Source organism: Streptomyces iranensis, assembly GCF_017874715.1.
GTDB lineage: Bacteria > Actinomycetota > Actinomycetes > Streptomycetales > Streptomycetaceae > Streptomyces > Streptomyces iranensis.
Genome location: NZ_JAGGLR010000014.1, coordinates 102,276 through 123,529, shown reverse-complemented (window position 1 = coordinate 123,529; position 21,254 = coordinate 102,276). Strand labels below are relative to the sequence as shown.

21 protein-coding genes are annotated in these 21,254 nt (G+C 70.9%); 10 read left to right on the top strand and 11 right to left on the bottom strand.

Annotation, left to right across the window (positions count from 1 at the left end):
• Positions 1-27: 27 nt before the first annotated feature.
• Positions 28-243, bottom strand: a complete 216-nt coding sequence (locus J2Z30_RS25470) for a hypothetical protein (protein ID WP_209468834.1) — start codon at positions 241-243, stop codon at positions 28-30.
• Between J2Z30_RS25470 and J2Z30_RS25465 the strand changes: the two genes are divergently transcribed.
• Positions 242-1,090: a hypothetical protein gene (locus tag J2Z30_RS25465; protein ID WP_044580059.1), complete on the top strand. Its 849-nt coding sequence runs from the start codon at positions 242-244 to the stop codon at positions 1,088-1,090. The genes J2Z30_RS25470 and J2Z30_RS25465 overlap by 2 nt on opposite strands.
• A gap of 70 nt (positions 1,091-1,160) precedes the next feature.
• On the opposite strand, the gene J2Z30_RS25460 is transcribed toward J2Z30_RS25465, so the two are convergent.
• Positions 1,161-1,682, bottom strand: coding sequence for a MarR family winged helix-turn-helix transcriptional regulator (locus J2Z30_RS25460; RefSeq protein WP_209468833.1), 522 nt, complete (start codon positions 1,680-1,682; stop codon positions 1,161-1,163).
• 170 nt (positions 1,683-1,852) lie between these two features.
• Here J2Z30_RS25460 and J2Z30_RS25455 point away from each other — a divergent pair, with 170 nt between their 5' ends.
• Both J2Z30_RS25455 and J2Z30_RS25450 read left to right on the top strand, forming a co-directional pair.
• Positions 1,853-3,517: a purple acid phosphatase family protein gene (locus J2Z30_RS25455; RefSeq protein WP_078957147.1), complete on the top strand. Its 1,665-nt coding sequence runs from the start codon at positions 1,853-1,855 to the stop codon at positions 3,515-3,517.
• Between the two features lie 56 nt (positions 3,518-3,573).
• A complete protein-coding gene (locus J2Z30_RS25450; RefSeq protein WP_044580058.1) occupies positions 3,574-3,975 on the top strand; it encodes a DUF3662 domain-containing protein in 402 nt (133 codons plus the stop codon).
• Positions 3,976-3,979: 4 nt separating this feature from the next.
• On the opposite strand, the gene J2Z30_RS25445 is transcribed toward J2Z30_RS25450, so the two are convergent.
• Complete coding sequence (locus J2Z30_RS25445) at positions 3,980-6,373, bottom strand: GH92 family glycosyl hydrolase (RefSeq protein WP_372453303.1); 2,394 nt, start codon at positions 6,371-6,373, stop codon at positions 3,980-3,982.
• Between the two features lie 193 nt (positions 6,374-6,566).
• On the opposite strand from J2Z30_RS25445, the gene J2Z30_RS25440 reads away from it, so the two are divergent.
• Positions 6,567-7,496, top strand: a complete 930-nt coding sequence (locus J2Z30_RS25440) for a right-handed parallel beta-helix repeat-containing protein (protein WP_044580056.1) — start codon at positions 6,567-6,569, stop codon at positions 7,494-7,496.
• A 114-nt stretch (positions 7,497-7,610) separates the two neighbouring features.
• On the opposite strand, the gene J2Z30_RS25435 is transcribed toward J2Z30_RS25440, so the two are convergent.
• The 6 genes from J2Z30_RS25435 to J2Z30_RS25410 all read right to left on the bottom strand — a co-directional run bounded on the left by J2Z30_RS25435 (position 7,611) and on the right by J2Z30_RS25410 (position 13,758).
• Entirely contained in the window at positions 7,611-8,405 is a 795-nt protein-coding gene (locus J2Z30_RS25435) for a sugar phosphate isomerase/epimerase family protein (RefSeq protein ID WP_044580055.1), read from the bottom strand.
• 4 nt (positions 8,406-8,409) lie between these two features.
• A complete protein-coding gene (locus J2Z30_RS25430; RefSeq protein ID WP_044580054.1) occupies positions 8,410-9,270 on the bottom strand; it encodes a carbohydrate ABC transporter permease in 861 nt (286 codons plus the stop codon).
• Complete coding sequence (locus J2Z30_RS25425; protein WP_052701827.1) at positions 9,260-10,213, bottom strand: carbohydrate ABC transporter permease; 954 nt, start codon at positions 10,211-10,213, stop codon at positions 9,260-9,262. Before J2Z30_RS25425 ends, J2Z30_RS25430 begins: the two co-directional genes overlap by 11 nt.
• Positions 10,214-10,224: 11 nt before the next feature.
• Positions 10,225-11,538, bottom strand: a complete 1,314-nt coding sequence (locus tag J2Z30_RS25420) for an ABC transporter substrate-binding protein (protein WP_044580053.1) — start codon at positions 11,536-11,538, stop codon at positions 10,225-10,227.
• A 38-nt stretch (positions 11,539-11,576) separates the two neighbouring features.
• A complete protein-coding gene (locus J2Z30_RS25415) occupies positions 11,577-12,707 on the bottom strand; it encodes a mandelate racemase/muconate lactonizing enzyme family protein (RefSeq protein WP_044580052.1) in 1,131 nt (376 codons plus the stop codon).
• Between the two features lie 64 nt (positions 12,708-12,771).
• Complete coding sequence (locus tag J2Z30_RS25410) at positions 12,772-13,758, bottom strand: hydroxyacid dehydrogenase (protein WP_044580051.1); 987 nt, start codon at positions 13,756-13,758, stop codon at positions 12,772-12,774.
• Between the two features lie 116 nt (positions 13,759-13,874).
• On the opposite strand from J2Z30_RS25410, the gene J2Z30_RS25405 reads away from it, so the two are divergent.
• The 6 genes from J2Z30_RS25405 to J2Z30_RS25380 all read left to right on the top strand — a co-directional run bounded on the left by J2Z30_RS25405 (position 13,875) and on the right by J2Z30_RS25380 (position 18,432).
• Entirely contained in the window at positions 13,875-14,795 is a 921-nt protein-coding gene (locus tag J2Z30_RS25405; protein ID WP_044580050.1) for a LysR substrate-binding domain-containing protein, read from the top strand.
• Between the two features lie 130 nt (positions 14,796-14,925).
• Positions 14,926-15,744, top strand: a complete 819-nt coding sequence (locus J2Z30_RS25400; protein WP_044580049.1) for a DUF4142 domain-containing protein — start codon at positions 14,926-14,928, stop codon at positions 15,742-15,744.
• 500 nt (positions 15,745-16,244) lie between these two features.
• Entirely contained in the window at positions 16,245-16,667 is a 423-nt protein-coding gene (locus J2Z30_RS25395; protein ID WP_044580048.1) for a hypothetical protein, read from the top strand.
• Complete coding sequence (locus J2Z30_RS25390; protein ID WP_044580047.1) at positions 16,664-17,500, top strand: hypothetical protein; 837 nt, start codon at positions 16,664-16,666, stop codon at positions 17,498-17,500. The genes J2Z30_RS25395 and J2Z30_RS25390 overlap by 4 nt, the downstream gene beginning before the upstream one ends.
• 37 nt (positions 17,501-17,537) lie before the next feature.
• The gene (locus J2Z30_RS25385) at positions 17,538-17,972 is read left to right on the top strand and encodes a roadblock/LC7 domain-containing protein (protein WP_044582439.1); all 435 of its coding nucleotides are present in this window, start codon (positions 17,538-17,540) and stop codon (positions 17,970-17,972) included.
• An 85-nt stretch (positions 17,973-18,057) separates the two neighbouring features.
• Positions 18,058-18,432: a hypothetical protein gene (locus J2Z30_RS25380; protein ID WP_044580046.1), complete on the top strand. Its 375-nt coding sequence runs from the start codon at positions 18,058-18,060 to the stop codon at positions 18,430-18,432.
• 67 nt (positions 18,433-18,499) lie between these two features.
• On the opposite strand, the gene J2Z30_RS25375 is transcribed toward J2Z30_RS25380, so the two are convergent.
• Both J2Z30_RS25375 and J2Z30_RS25370 read right to left on the bottom strand, forming a co-directional pair.
• Positions 18,500-19,828, bottom strand: a complete 1,329-nt coding sequence (locus J2Z30_RS25375) for an enolase C-terminal domain-like protein (protein WP_044580045.1) — start codon at positions 19,826-19,828, stop codon at positions 18,500-18,502.
• Positions 19,829-19,881: 53 nt separating this feature from the next.
• Positions 19,882-21,219 carry a gluconate:H+ symporter gene (locus tag J2Z30_RS25370; RefSeq protein ID WP_044580044.1) on the bottom strand — a complete coding sequence of 446 codons (1,338 nt, stop codon included), beginning with the start codon at positions 21,217-21,219 and terminating at the stop codon, positions 19,882-19,884.
• Positions 21,220-21,254: the final 35 nt, after the last annotated feature.

Genomic DNA, 21,254 nt, shown 5'->3' with positions numbered 1-21,254 from the left:
TGTCTACCAGAAGTGCGTAGACACTGTCTACGAGTTCACAAGAACGAACAAACGCTCAAAATCAGGGACGGAGATGCCGCCATATGCACCAGAAAGCGGCAGATTTTGTTCAGCTACCTGAACCAATTCTCGGGTAAAGAACCCCCCGTGAGCCTTGACGGTCCATTTGGTCCGGTCCAACCTGCGTGGTGCGCCATGAGCACGCCGCTCCTTTACCGGATCAGGAAGGAAGTCAACGACCATGGCAGAACTCCCCCCTCCCCACCCGTTGAGCCGCCGCCGCGTCCTCGGTTCGATGGCCGCGGCAGCCGTCGGAACACCGATCGCCCTCGGGCAGCTGACCTCGGGCGCCACCCCGGCCTCCGCCGCCTCGCGCGCCGCGGCCGCGCAGTTGCTCTGGCATCCTGACCCGTCCAGCGACGGGCTCAAGGCGTTCGAGGGCATCGAGGCCGACCGCGGCGGCGCTCACCCCGACCGGAAGTACGTGCTCGTCGAGGGCGGTGACCACTACCGCTTCAACATCTGGAAGGACGACCGGGACACCACCGGGGGCGGCGACCGCCAGCGCACCGAGTCCAAGGGCATGGTGCAGGACGGCTCCGCCCTGAAGATGCGCGACGGTGAGACGTGGAGCCTCGGCTACGAGATGTTCATGCCCACCTCGCTGCACGGCACCAGCAAGTTCACCCATATCTTCCAGACCAAGACCCCGGTGGACAACGGCGGTCCGTACATCACCCTGGACCTGGGCCGCAGCGGCAGCACGGAGCTGCTGCGGGCCCGTGCGTACGCCAACTCCGGCTCACCGGACATCGCCTCGACGAACCTCGCGCCGCTGCGCAACAAGTGGATCACCATCGAGTGGACGTTCACCATCGGCTCGAAGGGCAAGGCGGCCTGCGTGGTGCGCAACGGCACCGGGTCCGGCGCCCCGGTGGCGGTCCAGGGCAGCATGTCCAATGTGAAGATGCCCGACCAGGACGACTACCAGCGGCCCAAGTGGGGCATCTACCGCTCGGTCGAAAGCGCCTCGTCGGACATCCTCGACACCTATCTGCTGTTCCGGAACTTCCGGGCGTCCAAGGCGTAGCCGACGGCCCCTCTCACGGCGCGGCGCACCCGCGGCGGTGACACGGGGCCGGTGGCGCCCCGGCCCCGCGTCACCGATCGCCGGACACCTCGGGCACGCCGGACGCCCCGGACGCGCCGGACACCGGCAGATGGCGGGCCACGGAGGCGTTGAGCCGCTCCAGGTAGTCCGTCAGCCGGGCGAGATCCTCGTCCGGCCAGTCCGCGATGGCCTCGCCCAGCAGCCGGGTCCGCCGGGCGGCCGCCAGGGCGACATGGCGGCGCCCGGTGCCGGTCAGCGCCACCCTCCGGATCCGCCGGTCCACGGTGTCCCGCACCCGGGTCACCAGCCCCGCCGCCGCCAGCCGGTCCACGACGCGCACGGCGCGGGCCCGGTCGGACAGCAGCAGGGCGGCGATGTCGGACACGGTGGGCGGCGGTGGGGAGCTGGCCTCGACGAAGCGCAGCACCCGGTAGCCGGTCGGGGTGACGCCGGCCGGCAGCCCGCCCAGGAAGCGCTCCCGCACCAGCGGTCCGTACAGCCCGTGGCGGGCGTGGCGCAGCTCCTGCAGCACCGCGTCCAGCCCGCGCAGCTCCTCGTCCCGATCGCTCACGGACACCAGCGTGCGGCGCCGCCACCGCCCCTGGCAACGCACATCCGCCACTGTCCACCGAGATGGTTGTCGGGGTTCGCCGTCCGGTCGTCCGCCGGTAGCCCGCCGTACCGCGCTGTTCACGGCGCCACGGTGTCCGGCGACGGCGGGTGCGTGGGAGCTTCGCCCTCATGACGACGACACCGAAGAACACGGCCACCACATCGGCGGCGTCGGCCACCGGACCGGCAACGGCGGCCACCACGTCCACCACGTCCCGGGTGAGCCGCCGGGGGCTGCTGGGCGTGGCGGGCGCCGCGGCGGCCGGTGCGGGCACGTATCTGCCCCAGCAGGAGGCGGTGGCGGCCTCGCCGGTGCTGTGGACCCGGCCGGAGGGGGCCGGGATGCCACCGGTGAGCGGGCCGCATCTGCAGTTCGGGGCCGACGCCGCCCGGGAGGTCGTGGTGTCCTGGCAGACACCGGTCCCGGTGAGACGGCCGCGCGTCATGCTCGGCACCCCGGCCCATGGCATGGGCACCGAGGTCACCGCGCGGACCACCTTCTACCGCGACGCCAAGTCCCGGCAGAGCATGTACGTCCACCACGCCCGGCTGAGCCGGCTGCGCCCCGGCACCGACTACGTCTACGCCGCCGTCCACGACGGGGCGACGCCGGAGGCGGGGTCGTTCCGCACCGGACCGGATGGCCGGGCGCCGTTCACCTTCACCAGCTTCGGCGACCAGGGCACGCCCACGGTGGGCAAGCTGAACGGTCCCAGGCCGCCGAAGATCACCGAGAAGCTCAGCTATCTCAACGACAACCTCGGCTCGCCGTACGCCAACGACGTGACCACCGCAGTCGAGCGGGTCGCGCCCCTGTTCCATCTCATCAACGGCGATCTGTGCTACGCCAATCTGTCCGAGGACCGGCTGCGCACCTGGGCCGACTGGTTCGACATGACCAGCCGGTCCTCGCGGTTCCGGCCATGGATGCCCGCGGTCGGCAACCACGAGAACGAGCTGGGCAACGGGCCGCTCGGGTTCGCCGCCTACCAGGCGTACTTCTCACTGCCCGGCAACGGCGGCGACGACGAGACCCAGGGGCTGTGGTACGCCTTCACCGTCGGCTCGGTGCGCGTCGTGAGCCTGGCCAATGACGACGTGGCCCTTCAGGACGCCGGAAACACCTATGTACGGGGCTACTCCGGCGGGGCGCAGCGGCGCTGGCTGGAGGCCGAGCTCACCCGGGCCCGGACCGACCGGGCCATCGACTGGATTGTGGTCGTCATGCACCAGGTGGTCGTCTCCACGGCCGACCACCCGGGCAACGGCGCCGACCTCGGCATCCGGCAGGAGTGGCTGCCGCTCTTCGACGAGTACGGCGTCGACCTGGTCGTCTGCGGCCATGAACACCACTATGAGCGCTCCCACCCGATCCGCGGCCGGGAGCCCAACGACACGATGACGCCGACCCCCGCCGCCACCCGTACCGATCTGGTGGACACCGGCGAGGGAACGGTGCACATGGTCATCGGTGGCGGTGGTACCTCGATCCCGTCGATGGACGTCCTGTTCGACACCCCGCGGTGCAATGTCATCACCGGGGTCGGCGACGCCGGTGCGAACGGCCGGAGGACGCCGGTCTATGTGACGGAGACGGCCCCGTGGTCGGCGGTGCGCGACCGGGTGAACCCGTACGGCTTCGCCGCGTTCACCGTCGACCCCGGCACCAGGCCGGGCGGCCCCACCACCATGTCGGTGACCTACTACGCGGTCACCGGGCTCTACGGCCGTATCGAGCCCGTGGACACCTTCACGCTCCGGCGGACCCGTAGCGACGGTGAAGGGCGCAGATGACGGTGAGCCGCGCCGACGAGGGCATGAGGTGATCCGTTCCGGGAACGCGGGAGGGCATGCAGACGCTGAACCGATGGGAACGGGCGATAGAGCGCTGGGAGGCATCGCTGCTCGCCAAGGTGGTCCGCAGCGAGCCCGTCGAACTCCTCGGCGCGCTGAAACGTGAATGCGACAGCCACACCGTGGTGTGCGGACCGACCCGGGTGGTCGTGCCCAATGTCTATGACGTCGAGCTCGCCGACCCGGTGCACGAGGAGCTCACCCGGCGTGGCTGTCATGTGGGGCAGGAGCTGACGGACCATCTGATGCGCCATGCGGAGGACAAGGGCTATGAGTGGGCCGGCCCGCTCACCGTGCACGTGTCCCGGTCCGACCGGGTGCCCAACGGCAGGTACCGGGTGGTGGGCCGGCCCATGACCCATATCCGCGCCGACACGTTCGCCGACGCGACGGCCTAGCGCGTCAGCGGGGCAGCCGGCCCGGGTCGGTGGCCCAGCCGGTGTCGGGCCGGTCGGCCAGGTCGAAGGAGAGCGAACCGCCCTGGCGCACGACGGAGCCGTCGAGCCATGAGGTGTCGTGCGGCCTGCCGTTCACCCGCACCGCGTGCACATAGGGGTGGGTGTCGGACGCGTCCGGGGCGTCGATGGTCAGGGCGTGCCGCTGCCCCGCCGGGGCGATCACCGCTCGGGGGAAGAGCGGACCGGTGAGCAGTGCCTCGGCACGCCCGGGGGCCTGCGGATAGAGGCCGAGCGCCGCGAACACGTACCACGCGGACATGGTGCCCAGGTCGTCATTGCCGGGCAGCCCCTTCGGCCCGGTGCCGTACACGGTGGTGACGATCTGGCGCACCGTCTCCTGGGTCTTCCAGGGCTGCCCGAGCGCGTTGTAGAGCCACGGGGCGTGGATGCCGGGTTCGTTGGTGGGGTCGTAGCGGAGCGGGTCGCCGCCGCGGACCGACCAGGAGCCGTCGGGCTTGTGGAAGAAGCCGTCCAGCCGGGCCGCCGCCTTGTCGCGGCCGCCCATGGCCTCGGCGAGCCCCTGGACGTCCTGCGGCACCATCCAGGTGTACGTGGCCGCGCTGCCCTGGGCGAAGCCCCGGTCGGACGCGGGGTCGAAGGGGGTCACCCAGGAACCGTCCCGGTTCCTGGCCTGGACGTAGCCCGCCGTGCCGGTGGCCCGGGGGTTGAACACATTGCGCCAGTAGCCGCCGCGCGCGCCGAGCTCGTCGGCCTCCTTGGTGCGGCCGAGCAGCCGGGCCCAGCGGGCGAGCGCGTCATCGGCGACGGAGTCCTCCAGGGTCTCCGCGGCGCCGCCCCAGCAGTGGCAGGCGTCCTGTGCGGCGTACCGGGATTCCAGGTACTGGGCGAGGCCGGGGCGCTGGCCCTCGCACTGCCCCGGGCAGCCCTTGTCGGAGAGCCCGTCGGGGTGGGGGACGGTGGCCTGGCGGTAGAGGGAGTCGAAGGCGCCCTTGGCGTCGAAGTTCCGCACCCCCATGGCGTAGAAGGTGGCGAGCGTGGCGGCGGAGGGGTCGCCGGTCATCACATGGGTGGCGCCGCTGATGTGCACCCAGCGGTCCCACACCCCGCCGTTCTGCCGGGCGAAGTTGAGCAGCGACTGGGCGAAGTCCCCGGCGACCTCGGGCTGGAGCAGGGCGAGCAGCTGCACCTGGGCGCGGTACTGGTCCCAGCCGGAGAAGTTGCTGTACTGCGCCGTCTGCCCGCGCTCGATCCGGTGCGGTGCGCCGTCCATGCCCGGGTAGCGGCCGTCGGTGTCGCTGATCAGGTTGGGCTGCTGGAGCGTGTGGTAGAGGGCGGTGTAGAACGCGGTGCGGCGCGGCTCACTGCCGCCGCTGATGCGGATGGCGCGCAGCCGGCGGTCCCAGGCGGCCCGTCCTGCGGCGGCCACGTCGGCGACGCTCGCCCGGGGCGCTATCTCGGCGCGCAGGTTGGCCTCGGCGCCCGCGAGGGAGACGTACGAGATGCCGAGCCGCATGCGGACATCGTTGTCCCGCGCGGTGTCGAAGCCGACGTATCCGCCGGAGCCGCGCCCGGCCCGGTCGGCGCCGGTGAGATAGCCCTCGCCGCCGTCGGCGGTGGTGGCGCCGGGTGAGAGACGGTCGTTCTCCCAGGTGCCCACGGTGGAGAAGGCGCGGTCGAACGAGGCGCTGAAATAGAGGCGGTAGTAGGTCTTGCGGTTGTTCTCCCCGCCGTTGGCGCGCCGTCCGCAGAACGCGCCGGTGAGCACCCAGCCGGTGACCTTGTGCCGCTCGCGGTCGATCTCGATGTGCGCGTTCTCGCTGCCGTTGAGCGAGTTGGAGGTGCGGAACAGCAGACGGGCCGGGGCGTCCTGGGGGAAGGAGAAGTCGGCGACACCGGCCCGCTCGCTCACCGCGAGATCGGCGGCCGCGCCCGAGTCGAGCCCCACCCGGTAGTGGCCGGGCTCGGCCTTCTCCTTCTCGTGCGAGAAGGTGGCGGCGTACTTCTGGTCCTTGGTGTCGGCGGTGGGAGAGCTGTCGACCTCGCCCACGAACGGCATGATCGGCACATCGCCCGCGGCTCCGGGGTGGCAGCCCGCGCCGTTGACATGGGTGAGGCTGAAGCCCCGGACCCGGGTGGTGTCGTACGAATAGCCGTTGGCCGCCGCGGTGTTGGTCTGGTCGCCGGTGGTGCTGGTCGGGGACCAGGCGATCATGCCGAACGGCAGGGTGGCGCCCGGGTAGGTGTTGCCACCGCCCGCGGAGCCGATCAGCGGGTCCACGTGGTCGACGGGGTGGCGTACCTCGTCGGCCCGTGGCGCCGCGCTCGCCGCGGGGGCCTCGACGAGCGGGGCGAGCAACGCGCCGACCGCCACCGCCACTCCCCCGCCGACCAGCGCCGATCGGCTCCTGAGTCTCTTTCGCTGCGTTCTGTGCGTCTCCATCGGGGATCACGCCCTTCCATGTGTCGGAGTGAACCTAGGGGCGTATGGTGACGCTGGAGTGAACCGGACGCCAGCGCCGCACGGCTGACGGCGGGACCGGTCCCCGGGGTCCCGCTCTACGGTTCCCGCCATGCGGATCACTTGGAGACTCGTCCTCGGCTTCCTCGCCGTCTCGGTCCTCGCCCTCCTGGCCGCCCTGGCGCGTCCGTCATGGCCCCAGGACCGGGGCGCCGCCGGGCCGACGGCGTCGCTCACCGCCGGGAAGCGGACCGAGCACTGCACTCTGCACGCCGCCACCCCGCGGGAGGCGGCACGCCGGGCGAAGCCGGGGGACACCGTCTGCTTCGACGGCGATCTGTCGCGGCGGCGACTGGTCATCACCAAGGGCGGGAGCCGGGCGCACCCGATCACCTACGCCGGGGGCGGGGACGCGGTGGACGGCATCACCGTCGAGGCCGACGATGTGATCGTGGACAGGTTCCGGTCCGTACGGCCGGAGGCACCCGGGATCGAGCTGACCGGCCATCGTGTCACCGTGCGGAACAACACCGTGATCGGCCCGAGGGGCGGGGACGGCGATGGCATCCGGTTCTTCGGCGACGATCTGACCATCGCGCACAACACCGTCCGCGACACCGACAACAGCCATGGCCGGCACGCGGACTGCATGCAGACCTTCGCCAGCGACACCCCGCCCAGCCATCGTGTCCGCATCGAGAACAACCGCTGCGAGGACATCGACAACATGTGCCTGATGGCCGAGGGCCCCAACGACGGCGAGGGCGACGGCCACGGCACCACCGGCGACTTCACCATCAGGGGCAACCACTGCGAGACACTGCGCGCCTCCCAGGCCCTGATGTTCGAGGACGTGCGGAACGCCACCATCACCGGCAATGAGTTCGCCGCGCCCACCCACCACGCCATCGGCCTCGCCCAGCACTCGACCGGCGCCCGGGTCGGGGGCAACACCCTCCACCCCGGTATCCGCTACGAGGTGGGCATCGACGCCTCGTCCCGTCCTGGTTACCGGGGCCCGGAGCCGGGCGGCCTGCCGTAGGAGCCTCTGGGAGGAGGAGCCGGGGGGAGTGGGGGCGCGGGGTTCTCCCGCTCCCCCCGGGATACGTTCTCCCGCTCTTCCCAGGACGTACGGCGCCCGCCGCGCCACGCGCCGTCATACGGCGCCCGCCGCACCGCGTGCCGCCGCCAGATCCGCCACCAGGCGCTTCTCGACCGGGACACCGGGGTCGGAGTACTGCCCGGACAGACACACCGGGCCCGTGAAGCCGAGCTCCGCCAGTTGCCCGAGCGCCGCCGACCAGTCGGCCAGCCCTTCGGACCCTGGCACGAACCAGGGTTTCCAGTGCCCGCCGACGGCCTCACCGGCCGGTTCGGTGCGCTTGTGGATGGCGTTCTTGAGGTTGACGATGCCGAGCCGCTCGGCGACCAGCGGCAGGGTGATCCGCGGATCGTCGCCCGCCAGCGCGTCATGGGCGGCGTCCCAGATCACCCGGAAGTGCTGGACCGGCAGGCCGTCGAGGAGGTCCATCACCCCCAGCGCGGAGGACACATAGCGCCCGTGGTGCGGCTGCACCCCGACCTGGACGCCATATCCCTCGGCGAGCGGCGCCGCGTCCTCCAGCCGTCGCCGGGCCCGCCGGACCGAGGCGGCATAGCCGTCGGGTCCCAGCTCGGCCATGACCCGGATCATCGGCACGCCCGCCTCCCGGCAGGCCGCGAAGACGGGTTCGCGGAGATCGCTCGCGACGCTGATCACCTCGACGCCCTCGGCCCGCAGCCGCGCGGTGAACTCCGGCAGCAGCCGTACGGCTTCGGCCGGGGTGACGTACGCGGTGTCCCGGACCGGGATCTCGGCGCCGGTGAAGCCGAGGCCGGACACCAGCCCGCCCAGGGTGTCGCCGGGCAGCGTGGACCACGGTTTGGTGAACACGGACCAGAGAAATGTCATGGTGTCAGCGGCCTCCGAGCCCGCTCATGGTGATGCCTTTGACGAACCAGCGCTGGGTGAGGAAGAAGAGCACGATGAGCGGCACGGTGGTGATGGCGGCGGCCATCAGCAGCAGATTCCACTGGGTGCCGTTGGTGGACTGGAACACCTGGAGACCGACCGCCGCGGTCCTGGTGGAGTCGCTGTTGGAGATCACCAGCGGCCAGAGCAGGTTGTTCCACTGGCTGATGAACTTGAACACCGCCAGGGTGGCGATGGCCGGGACGGCGAGCGGGACGATCACCCGGATGAACGTCTGCCAGCGGTTCGCGCCGTCGAGCCGGGCGGCCTCCTCGTAGTCACGGGGCACGCCCAGGAAGAACTGGCGGAGCAGGAACACCCCGAGCGCGGTGAAGGCGTGCGGCAGGATCATCCCGGGCCAGGTGTCCACCCCGTGCAACTTCGCCACCAGGATGAACTGCGGGATCAGGGTGACCTGCGAGGGGATCATCAAGGTGGTCAGATAGACGCCGAACAGCACGCTCCGGCCCCGGAAGCGCAGCCGGGCGAAGGCGTACGCGGCCAGCGCCGCGGTGACCGTCTCCAGGAGCGCCGTGCCTCCGGCGAAGAAGACGGTGTTCAGCAGATAGCGGCCCAGTGGGACGAGGTCGAAGGCGCGGCCGATGTTCTCCGGATGCCAGCTGCCGGGCCAGAACGACGGCCGTGCCGCCATCGACTCGGCGTCGGACTGGAAGGCCACCAGCACCATCATCACGATGGGGGTGAGGGTGACCGCGGTGACCAGGAAACAGGTGAACACCAGCAGCCGCCGGGCCGCCACGGGCGAGCGGCGGAGGGCCGCGAGCGCGGGCACGTCAGATGTCATAGTGCACCAGCCTCCGCTGGAGCAGGAACTGCGCCGCGGTGATGACGACGATGAAGGCGAACAGCACCATCGATTGGGCGGCCGCGTAGCCCTGCTCGTAGTTCTGGAATCCGGTCCGGTAGATGTACATCACGAGCGTGGTGGTGCTGGATCCCGGCCCGCCGTCCGTCATCACCAGCGCCTGGTCGAAGACCTGGAAGGAGCCGATGATCGAGGTGACCACGGTGAAGAACACCGAGGGCGACAGCAGGGGGAGCGTCACCGCGCGGAAGGTCCGCCAGGGCGAGGCACCGTCCACCCTGGCCGCCTCGTAGAGCTGCTGTGGAATGGCCTGCAGCCCGGCGAGGAAGATCACCATGCCGAAGCCGAAGCTCTTCCAGACGCTCATCAGGATGAGGGCGGGCATGGCCCAGTCGTCCGAGATCAGCCAGGCCGGGCCGTCGATTCCGAAGCCGCCGAGCACCGCGTTGATCAGCCCGTCGTGCGGGATGTAGAGCCAGACCCAGACAAAGGCCACCGCCACGGTGATCGTCGCGTAGGGCAGCAGGAGCAGCGACCGGAACACCGCCATGCGCCGCAGCCCCTGGTTGAGCAGCACCGCCAGGCCCAGGCTGACCAGCAGCGTCAGCGGCACACTGACGAAGGTGAAGTACGCGGTGTTGCCGAGCGCCGACCAGAAGGTGGGGTCCGGGCCGAGCCGGGCGAAGTTGTCCAGCCCGATGAAGTGGGGCGGGCTGAACAGGTTCCAGTCCAGCAGCGAGATCACTCCGGCCGCGACCACGGGACCGGCGGTGAAGACCAGGAATCCGGCCAGGCTCGGCAGGAGGAACAGCCAGGCAGCGAGCGTCTCCGAGCCGCGCCGCCAGAACCGGGGGCCGCGCAGCGGGCCGCGCGGGGTACGCCGTGGGGCCGCGGTCGCCGCGGCGGGGGTTTCGACAGCCATCGTGGTCCTCCTCAGGTGGCCTGGCGGACGGCGTCCCGGTGCTGGCGCATCAGGGCGTTCAGCCGTGGCATCACACCGTCGATCGCGTCGCGGACGCTCACCTGGCCGAGGAAGGCCCGGGGCAGATCCTGGCCCAGCAGCAGCCGGACGCGGTTCCAGTTGGTGGTGACGTTGAAGGGATGGCCGCCGGCGACGTCACCCTTCAGGATCCGCTGGACGATGCCGAGGTTGGCGGGCGGCGGTTCGAAGGCGCTCGCGGCGGAGAGCCGCGCGGGGTTGTTGCGCCCGGCCCGTGCGTAGATGTTCAGCGCGCCCGTGCTGGTGAGGGTCTTCAGCAGCCGCCACGCCAGGTCGAGGTCGTCGTCCTTGACGCCCGAGGGGATGGCGAAGCTGGAGCCCGACACCCGCGGTGTGGATCCGGCCGGTCCCGCGGGGAAGGGCACGATGTCCCATGTGAAGGGGGCCTTGCGGACATTGAGCACCTGCCACGGGCCGTTCTGCATGAATGCCACGTTGCCCTGGAGGAAGTTGGCCAGGGAGGCGCCGGAGGCGTTCTGGGCGACCAGGTTGTCGATCGGCGGGGTGACCCGGTCCTTGACGTACAGATCGACCACATAGTGGATCGCCTGCAGGGCCTCGGGGGCGTCCAGGGGGCTGGTGTCACGGTCCCCGTCGAGGACATCGCCACCGGCGCAGTAGATCCAGGACACCAGGTCGTCGATGGTCGGGGCGCAGGTGAACCCGTACTGGTCCTCCGGCTTGCTCAGCTCGATGGCCAGCTCCCGGAAGGTGTCCCAGCTCATGGGCTCGGTCGGGGACGGCGGATCGACACCGTTCCGCTCCAGCAGCGTCCTGTTGTAGTAGAGCACGGTCGGTGCCACATCGAAGCCGATGGCGTAGGTGTGGCCGGCGAACGAGGAGATGGACCGGATGGCGGGGTAGAAGTCGTCGAGGTCGAAGTCGGGGTCCGCGGCGATGAGATCGTCCAGCGGCCGGTGTGCGCCGCGGGATGCGTAGGTGGGGATCAGCCAGCCGTTCAGGGCGGTGACCATACCCGCCGTTCCGCTGACGAGCTGCAGATCGAGTTTGGTGGGGTAGCCGTCGGAGGGGGTGAGGGTCGAGGCCGATCTGATGTGCATGCGCCGCTCGACATAGCGTCCGAAGTCTGCCCAGACCCGGTTCTCCTCCGGGCTGCTGGACCACATGGACCAGGTGGCCGTGCCCGGCGGCGGACCGGAGGAGCAGCCGCTGAGGGCTCCCGTGGTGGCGAGCCCGCCGAGGGCCGCCCCCTTGAGCAGAGCACGCCGGGAAAAGCTGGAAGACATCGTCGTCTCCTCGCTGCTGGGTCTGGGTGCGCAGATGTTCAGGACCAGGCCAGGTCCAGGGATTCGGCGCGGATGCGTTCCTCGTCGACCTCGACGCCGAGCCCGGGGCCGGAGGGGACGGTGGCGGTGGCCGCGACGATGTCGAGGTTGTCCACGTAGAGGTCGGCCAGCAGCTCCGGTCCGTTCAGTTCGGCGGGCAGGGCCAGTTCCAGCTGGCTGAAGAGGTGCAGCGCGGCCGCGAAGCCGATGCCGCAGTCGGTCAGCCCGCTGGCCAGCACCTCCAGGCCGCCCGCCAGTGCGACCTGGGCGGTCTTCAGGGCGTTGCGCAGCCCGCCGGATTTGCAGATCTTGACGACCACCAGATCGGCGGCGTCCAGACGGAGTGTGCGGGCCAGGTCCTGGGCGGTGAAGCTGCCCTCGTCGATGGCCACCGGCAGTCCGATCAGGTCCCGGACCCGGCGCAGGGCGAGGGTGTCGGTGCCCGGCACGGGCTGCTCCACACAGTGCAGGTGCGGCACCTCGCGCACCGCGTCCATCAGGCGGGTGAGGGCGGTCGGCCGGTAGGACTGATTGGCGTCCAGCCAGAGGGGTTTGCCCGCGGCGACCTCCGCGACCGCGGTGATGGCCGCGGTGTCCGCCGCGGGATCGCCGCCGATCTTCACCTTGTAGGCGGTGTAGTCCGAGGACTGGTGGGCGTGCTCGCGGACGGCGGCGGGCTCGCCCACCCCGATGGCCGAGCACAGCGGCACCGTGTCCCGGAGCTTGCCGCCCAGCAGGGCGTGGACCGGCAGCCCGGCCAGTTTGCCGGCCGCGTCGTGCAGCGCGATGTCCACCGCCGCGCGGGCGAACGGAAAGCCGTTGGACACCGCGGGGCTCAGCAGGCGGCTCGCCCGGGTGTGGAACAACTCCACGTCGAACGGGGTGAGTTCGAGGAGGATGGGGGCCAGATGGCGCTTGATGACGACGGCGATCGTCTCGGCGGTCTCATAGCTCCAGCTGGGCAGGGCGCGCTGTTCGCCCCAGCCGACCACCCCGTCCTCGGTGGTCAGCTTGACGAAGATGACCGCCCCCGCCTGGTCGGGGGTGCCGACTGCGCCGCTGCCCAGCACGAACCGCCGGGCGAACGGCACGGCCACGGGGAAGACCTCGACCGCCGTGATACGCGACATGGTGAAGTGACTCCTGACATGAGGTCGATGACGGAGACGGCCGGATACGGAGCGCGGGGCCCGGTCAGGCGGCGATGGGCCAGGAGGCGGGGTCCACGAAGCTCGGACCGCGGACACCCTTGTCCAGCCAGTCGGCCACATCCGCCATCACATATCCGGCCAGCGCCAGGTGCCCGTCCACGGTGTCCCCGGCGATATGCGGGGTGAGCAGCAGATTCGGGCAGCTCAGCACGGACTCGCCGAGCTGCGGCGGCTCGGGGTCGAAGACGTCCAGTGCGGCGAACAGCCGCCCCGCCAGCACCTGTTCGAGCAGCGCCCCCTGGTCGACGGCCGGTCCCCGGGCGGAGTTGACGACCACGGCGTGGTCGGGGATCCGCTCGATGAGGCGGGCGCTCACCAGGCCCCGGGTGCCGGGGAGATCGGGCACATGGACGGAGACGAACGGGCAGCCGAGGGCCTCCTCCAGCGTGCCGGTCCGCACCCCGAGCGCGGCGGCCGCCTCCTGGTCCAGATACGGGTCGTAGACCACCACATCGCAGCGGAACGGCCTGAGCAGGGTGATCAGGGCGCGGGCCGTGGAGCTCGCGCCGAGGACGCCCACCCGCCGACCGGTGAGTTCACCGCCCCGGAAGCCGCTCTGCTTCCAGCCACCGGCGCGTATCGCGGTGTCGAACAGCGGCAGCCGGCGGGCCAGGGTGAGCATCGCCGCCAGGCAGTACTCCCCCACTGACCAGGCGATCCGCCCGGCGGCCGAGAAGACCGCGACGCCCTGGTCGAGCACCTCGCGGTCGATGAGCTTCTTCACCGTCCCGGCGGCGTGGGCCACCACCCGGGGGCCATCGCCACCGGCCCAGATCGCCCGGTCCAGACGGGGTGTGCCCCAGCTGGTCAGCAGCACATCGCTGCCGGCGGCGAGCCGGGCCACCACCTCCGCGGTCAGCGGCTCATCGGCCCAGCTCACCTCGTAGCGTCTCGCCATCAGCCGCCGGGCCTCGGCGCTGATCACATCGGCGGCACGCTGGGGGGTCATGGCGACGGCGAGTCTGGACAACCTGGCTCCTCGGACGGGATCGGCGCGGATCTGCCCTGCGGCGGTCGTCATGACCGTAGGGGCGCGCCGCCATGCCCGTCCAAGCCCACTTTCGCATCGCCCCATACCGTGAGGGCATGAACCTCTCCCTGCAGCAGCTCCGCGGCTTCGTGGCGGTGGCGGAGGAGCAGCACTTCGGCCGTGCCGCCGCCCGCCTCAATATGACCCAGCCCCCGCTGACCCGTCAGATCCAGGCGCTGGAACGCGCCCTGGACGTCGTCCTGTTCGAGCGCACCGGACGAGGCGCCCGGATCACCGCGGCGGGCCGGGTCTTCCTCGACCACTGCCACCGGGTGCTGGCCCTGCTGGACGCCGCGCCGACCGCCACCCGCCGCGCCGCCGAGGGCCGCACCGGCACCCTGCGGCTGGCCTTCACCGCGATCGGCGCGTACGCCATCCTGGCCGACGTGCTGGACCTGGTGAAGCGGCATCTCCCCGATGTCACAGTCGAGTTGACCGAGCTGGTCAGCCCCGATCAGTTCGCCGCACTCTCGGAGCTGCGCATCGACCTGGGTCTGGTGCGGCCGCCCATCCCCGAGGGGTACGCCTCGCTCCTGGTCCACTCCGAGGATCTCGTGCTCGCGGTCCCCTCCGGCCATCCACTGGCCCATGCCGACGGTGACACTCCCGTCGCCCTGACCGACGTGGCCGACGACTACATCGGGTACAGCCCCGAGGGCTCCCGCTATCTGCACGACATCTGCGCCGCGATGATCGGCGTGGACCGCTATGCCGTCAGCCAGTTGACCTCCCAGGTCCCCACCATGCTCGCCCTGGTCCGCGCGGGCCTGGGCTGCGCCCTGATCCCCCGCTCGATCATGACCATGGGCGTCCACGGCGTGCGCTACCGCGAACTGGCCCCGGCCGACGCCCACTCCGTCACCCTCCACGCCTGCTGGAGCCCGGACAGCCCCAACCCGGCCCTCCAGCGGCTGGTGGACGTCCTCGGCCAGGAGCGCTCGGGAGGCGGCTGTGAGATAGGCCATATGCGGCGGTGAGTAACGGTCCAAAGATATATAAACAGCCGCCAGGCCATTGAGCGGAGGGCCTTCGTGATCCGTATTCGCCGGTGCAAGCACGGGCGGACACTGCTCCGCACAACGACCGGCGTCCCCGCCAGGAGGCTCTATGCGATCCCGGTACTTCGTGACAGGTACCTCCCTCCTCATAGGTTCCGTGGTGGTCACCCTCGGTGTGATCATGTCGCCCATGCTGACGGGTGTGCAGCAGACGAACCAGACGAACCTGGCGAAGACGAGCGCGACGCAGTACGGACCGCTCACCGGGGCCGACCGGGACTTCGTGGTCAAGGTCCGGCTCGCCGGACTGTGGGAGTACCCCGTCGGTGAGCTGGCCATCAAGAAGGGCACCACGGCGGCGGTGAAGACGGCCGGTGAACACCTGGTCGTGGGGCATGCGCAACTGGACGACGCCTCACGGGACATCGCACCCAAACTCGGCATCACCCTGCCCAACAAGCCCACGCCACAGCAGCAGGGGTTCCTGGACACCCTGACGGCCGCCACGGGCAAGAACTTCGACGGCCAGATGGCCCAGATCCTGCGCATCACCCACGGCCAGATCTTCAGCTCCATCGCCAAGATCCGGGCGACCAGCAAGAACACCCTGGTGCGTCAGCTCGCCACCCAGGCCAACAACACGGTGCTGGACCACATCACGCAGATGGAGAACACCGGGATGGTCGACTACGAGCGGCTTCCCGCCCAGATCACCGCGACCCCCACCCAGGGTCCGAACTTCACCAAGCCGGTGCTGCCCAAGCCCGGTGAGCCCATGGTCGTCCTGAAGAAGCCGGCCTCGCTCGAGGGCAAGGGTGAACCGCCCACGGCGTCCCCGCCCGCCCCGGTCGACGACGCGCCGGGCTCCTCGGCCTCCCCGACCACTCCGGGCGCCACCTCCTCCCCCTCCGCGCCCGCCGTTCCGTAACACACCGTCAGGAGAGCGCAGACAAGCCGGGCGAAACGCGGGCGGTTTCCGCCACATCGGTACCGTCAAATCACGCCACTCTGTGCGCCGCGGGGGTGCGAAACGGCTCCGGGAGAGCCTCATGCCCCCCCCTGGCGGGCACCGCGCCGCGCCCCGGCTCCATGCGTATGCGTACTCGACCATCGCACGACCGTCTACTGACCCATCCACCACGCCTGCAATAGGACGGTGGAATATGCGCCCGCCCACTTGTGGCCCGATGGGCTCCGCACCCGCTAGGAATCGTTCAGAGGGCCGATGACCGGGCCCGGCGCGGCCTCGGCCAGGGGGCCGGGACCTACGGGGCCCATGAGGCGGCGGACTCTACTACGCGCCCGCCCGCTATTTCCGAGCATTACTGGATTTGACCCCCAAGGGCTGAACCCTGCGTAACCTCACCGTCACTGGCGAAGCGCCACCGGTGGGCGCCCGCCATGGGTGGCGCAGGGAGGGGAGGCCGCATGCCCGGAATCGACGAGTGCCTACTGGAAGCAATGACCGTGAACGGCGCGCGCGGAGCCGCCCTGATCGAGTGGACCAGCGGACTCGCGCTCGGCATGGTCGGCGAGGTGCGCGACGAGGACCCCGAGGCCACCGCGGCGGAGACGGCGGAGCTGGCCCGGATGGCCGCCGAGCAGCGGGCGTTCGCCGCGCTGGGCCCCGGGAGCGACAAGAGCGGCGCCGACCCGGACGAGGCGGACGGGGAGCCCGCCGTCGAGGACGTCATCGTCACCACCCGCACCTGCTACCACCTGCTGCGCTTCGTCGACACGGCCTTCGACAGCGGCGTCTTCTTCTATCTGTGGCTCGACCGCCGGGAGGGCAATCTGGCGCTCGCCCGGATCCGGCTGCGCGACCTGTGCGGGCGGCTGGCGCTGATATGAGCCTGCCTCACCGGACCGGGGTACGGACCGGGCGCGCCCCCAGCCTCACCGGGCTCGCCGACGAGCGGGCCAGCGGCGCCCTGCTGTGCGACGCGGGCACCGTCTATCTCCGGGACGGCCAGGTGGTGCACGCCGAAAGCCCCGTGGCCCCCGGGATCGAGGTGCTGCTAACCACCGGTGGGCGGCTGACCGCCGACAGCTGGCGGGAGGCGGTGGGCCGGACCGGCCGGACCGGTGGGGTCGGGCGGTTCCTCGTCGACAGCGGCCGACTGTCGGGCGCGGAGCTGGAGATCTGCCATCTGGGCGCGCTGTTCGACGCGGCGTACTTCGCGCTGGGGCACGGCAGCGGCCCTCGCGGCTTCCAGCGGGGCGCGGCCCACTGGCTCGGGCCGGTACGCCCGGTGGGCGCGGTGGCCGTCGAGCGCGAGACCCGGCGCCGCGGCGAACTGCTGGCCGCCCTGTGGCCGTATCCGCAGGTGGACACGGAGCCGGTGGTGCTGCGCCGGCCGGATGGCCGCGCCCCGGCCGTCACCCCCCGTCAGCGCGCGGTGCTGGCGCTGGCCGACGGGGTCCGCACCCCCACCCGTATCGCCCGCGAGCTGGGCCGTCCCGCCTTCCACACGCTGATCGACATACGGCGGCTGGCGGCGGCGGGCCATGTCGCCACCCCACGCTCCGCGCGTCCGGAACACCCGGACCGCCCCGGCCCGCCCGCCGGTTCCGCCGCTTCCGCGCCGCCCGCCCCGGACCGCGGTCCCGGCGCGGTCGTCTTCACCGATCCCGATATCGACCTGCTGCGTCGGCTCCGCGATGCCTTGGAGGCAGCCCTGTGATTCCCCCGACCGACCCGCCCGCCCCGTGCGCGGCGTCATGAGGCTCACCCTGCGGCAGCGCACGGAGCGGAAGTGGCTACTGGCCGCCGAGCCCGAAGTGCTGGAGGAGCTGCGCCGGCTGCGGGCCCGGGTGACCCATGTGACCGGCGCCCTCGCCGCCACCAGCGATGGCGTGGTGCTGGCACATGACACGGCCACCGTCGAGCCGGAGGGCGTGGCGGCGCTGACCGCCGCGGCCCTCGGGGTGGCGCAGTCGCTGGCGGGTGCCACCGGGCGGGGCGCCTTCCGTGAGCTGCTGGTCCGCGGTGCGAACGGCTATGTGGCCACCTACGCCGCGGGGTCCACGGCCGTGCTGACCGTACTGGCCGGTGACCGCACCAACGTCGGCCGCCTCCATATGGAGGCCCGGCGCTCGGGCGCCCGTCTCGCCGATCTGATGGGCGTCGCCCTCAGCAGGGCCGAGCAGCCCTGACCCCACGACCTCCCCCGCCCGGCGCGCACCCCGCGCGCCGAGATCCCACCGCACATCACTGACATCGAAAGGAACAGCCACGATCATGGCGAACACCCAGACCGCGCTCAAAGAGGCGATGACGTCCATCGAGGGCTCCCTCGGCGCCGCGCTGGTCGACTACTCCAGCGGGATGGCCCTCGGCACCGTGGGCGGAGGAAAGGAGCTCGACCTGACGGTGGCCGCGGCGGGCAACACCGATGTGGTGCGCGCCAAGGTGCGGACCATGGAGCAGCTCGGTCTGCAGGACACCATCGAGGACATCCTCATCACCCTCGGCAACCAGTACCACCTGATCCGGCTGCTGAAGGGCCGGGACAGCCAGGGCCTCTTCCTCTATCTGGCGCTGGACAAGAACCGGGCCAATCTGGCGATGGCACGCCACCAGCTGCGCAGGATCGAGGCCGAGCTGGAGGTCTGAGCCGTACGGCCCCGATCCGGGTGCCGCGAATCCGGTGGGTCGGTCCGACCCACCGGACGGCGGCACGCTAACGCACCAGGCAGGGGCGCTTGTTGTCGAAGGTCCAGCCCGGAATGAGATAGCGCATGCCGACCGCGTCGTCCCGCGCCCCCAGCGCCTTCTCCTGGTAGAGGGCGTGGGCGGCGAGGAGACGGTCGCGGTCGAGCCGGACCCCCAGCCCGGGGGTGTCCGGGATGGCGATCTCACCACCGGCGATCCGCGGCGGCTCGACGGTCAGCCGCTCCAGCCCCTCCTGCCAGATCCAGTGGGTGTCCAGGGCGTTGTACGCACCCGGGGCGGCGGCTCCGCAGTGGGCCACCATCGCCAGGGAGATGTCGAAGTGGTTGTTGGAGTGGCAGCCCCAGGTCAGACCCATCTCATGGCAGAGCTGGGCCACCCGTACCGACCCCTGCATGGTCCAGAAGTGGGGGTCGGCCAGCGGGATGGAGACGGACTGCAGCGCCAGCGCGTGGGTCATCTGCCGCCAGTCCGTGGCGATCATGTTGGTGGCCGTGGGCAGTCCGGTGGCGCGCCGGAACTCGGCCAGGATCTCCCGGCCGGAGTAGCCGTCCTCGGCGCCGCACGGGTCCTCGGCGTAGGCGAGCGTGCCGAGCAGCGGCCGGCACAGTTCGATCGCCTCACGCAGCGACCAGGCGCCGTTGGGGTCGAGGGTGATACGGGCCTCGGGGAACCGCTCCTTGAGCGCCCGTACCGCCTTGACCTCCTCGTTTCCCTCCAGCACCCCGCCCTTGAGCTTGAAGTCCGCGAAGCCGTAGAGGTCGTAGGTGGCCTCGGCCTGACGGACGATCGCCTCGGGGGTCAGCGCCTCCTCGTGGCGGATGCGGTACCACTCGGCGTCGGCGCCGGGTTCCCGGACGTATTCCAGCTCGGTCCGGTCGGGGTCGCCGACGTAGAACAGATAGCCCAGGACCCGTACCGAGTCGCGCTGCTGCCCGTCGCCCAGGAGCGCCGCGACGGGCACCTCCAGATGCTGCCCCAGCAGGTCCAGCATGGCCGACTCGACGGCGGTGACGGCGTGCACGGTGGTGCGCAGATCGAAGGTCTGGGTGCCCCGGCCCCCGGCGTCGCGGTCGCCGAACCGCTGCCCGATCTCGCGCAGCACCCGCTTGTAGTCGCCCACCCGCGCCCCGACGACGAGGGATTCGGCGTCCCGCAGCGTCTGGGTGATCTTCTCGCCGCCGGGCACCTCGCCCAGTCCGGTACGGCCCTCGGAGTCCTCGAGGACCACCACGTTGCGGGTGAAGTAGGGGCCGTGGGCGCCGGAGAGGTTCAGCTCCATGCTGTCCCGGCCGGCGACCGGGTAGACGGAGAACGAGGTGACGGTCGGCTGGCTCATCGTGGCGTCCTTGGGTCGGGGGCGGTCGGACGTGACGTGTCGGACCTCGAGTGTCAGACATTGAGTGCTTCGAGGGCGGCCTCGACGGCCAGCACGCCGCCGAGGCCGAGGACCGCGAGCACGGTGGTGTAGGTGGTGCGCGCCTTGATGGCGTCGATGACGGAGAGGTTGAAGTACTCCTTGAACATCCAGAAGCCGGGGTCGTTCACATGGCTGAAGGCGATCGATCCGCAGGAGACGGCGAGGACCATCAGCTCGGGGTGGACTCCGCTGTTCTCCAGGAGCGGCTGCACCACACCGGCGGCGGTGACCACGGCGACCGTGGCGGAGCCGAGCGCCACCCGCAGGACGACGGCGATGAGCCAGGCGAGGATGATCGGCGAGATGGACCAGCCGTCGGTGAGGTCCTTGATGTAATCGGATATCCCGCCCTCGACCAGGACCTGCTTGAACGCGCCACCGGCCCCGATGACCAGCAGGATCATCGCCATCGCCTGGGCGGCGGAGTTGCAGGAGGCGCTGACCTCGGACAGGCTCCGGCCGATCCGCGGGCCGAACGCCCACACCGCCAGCAGCAGGGTCAGCAGCAGGGCGATCGGCGCGGATCCGATGAAGGTGATGAAGTGCAGGACCGGGCTGGAGCCGGACACGGCCATGTCGGTCACCGCGGCGCCCGCGATCAGCACCACCGGGACCAGGGCCACCGACAGCGACCAGCCGAGGCCCGGCATCTCCTCCTCGGTGAAGGTGCGCTCGCTGACCAGGCCCTTGGGGATCTCGGGGTCCATCCGGCGGACGAACGGAAGGCGCGGCCACACCAGGGCGATCAGCGCACCGGCCGGAATGGCGATGAACAGCCCGTAGAACAGGGTCAGGCCGACGGAGGCGTGGAAGGTCGAGGCCACCGCGGTGGGCCCGGGGTGGGGCGGCAGGAAGCTGTGCATGGTGGACAGGGCGATGGACATCGGAAGGCCGACCCACAGCAGGTTCTTGCGGGTGACCCGGACGATGGTGAACGCCACCGGCACGATGATGACGAAGGCCACCTCGTAGAACATGGTCACGCCGATGAGCATGGCGGTGACCACCATCGCCACCTGGACCCAGCGCAGTCCGAAGGTGTCGATGAGGGTGTTGGCTATGCGCTGGGCCGCGCCGCAGTCGCCCATGACCCGGCCGACCATGGCGCCCAGACCGACGACGAGCATGGTGTCGCCGATCTGGCCCCCGACGCCCTCTCCGAGGACATCGGGGATCTTCTCCATCTCGACCCCCTGCACCAGCGCGACGCCGACGGCCACGAGGAGCAGTGCGATGAAGCCGTTGAGCTTCAGCTTGGTCATGAGGAACAGCAGGATCGCCACGCTGATTCCGACGACGACTAGAGGCATGTCTTCAGTTCCCCTTTGAACTGCGGGCGGTTGAG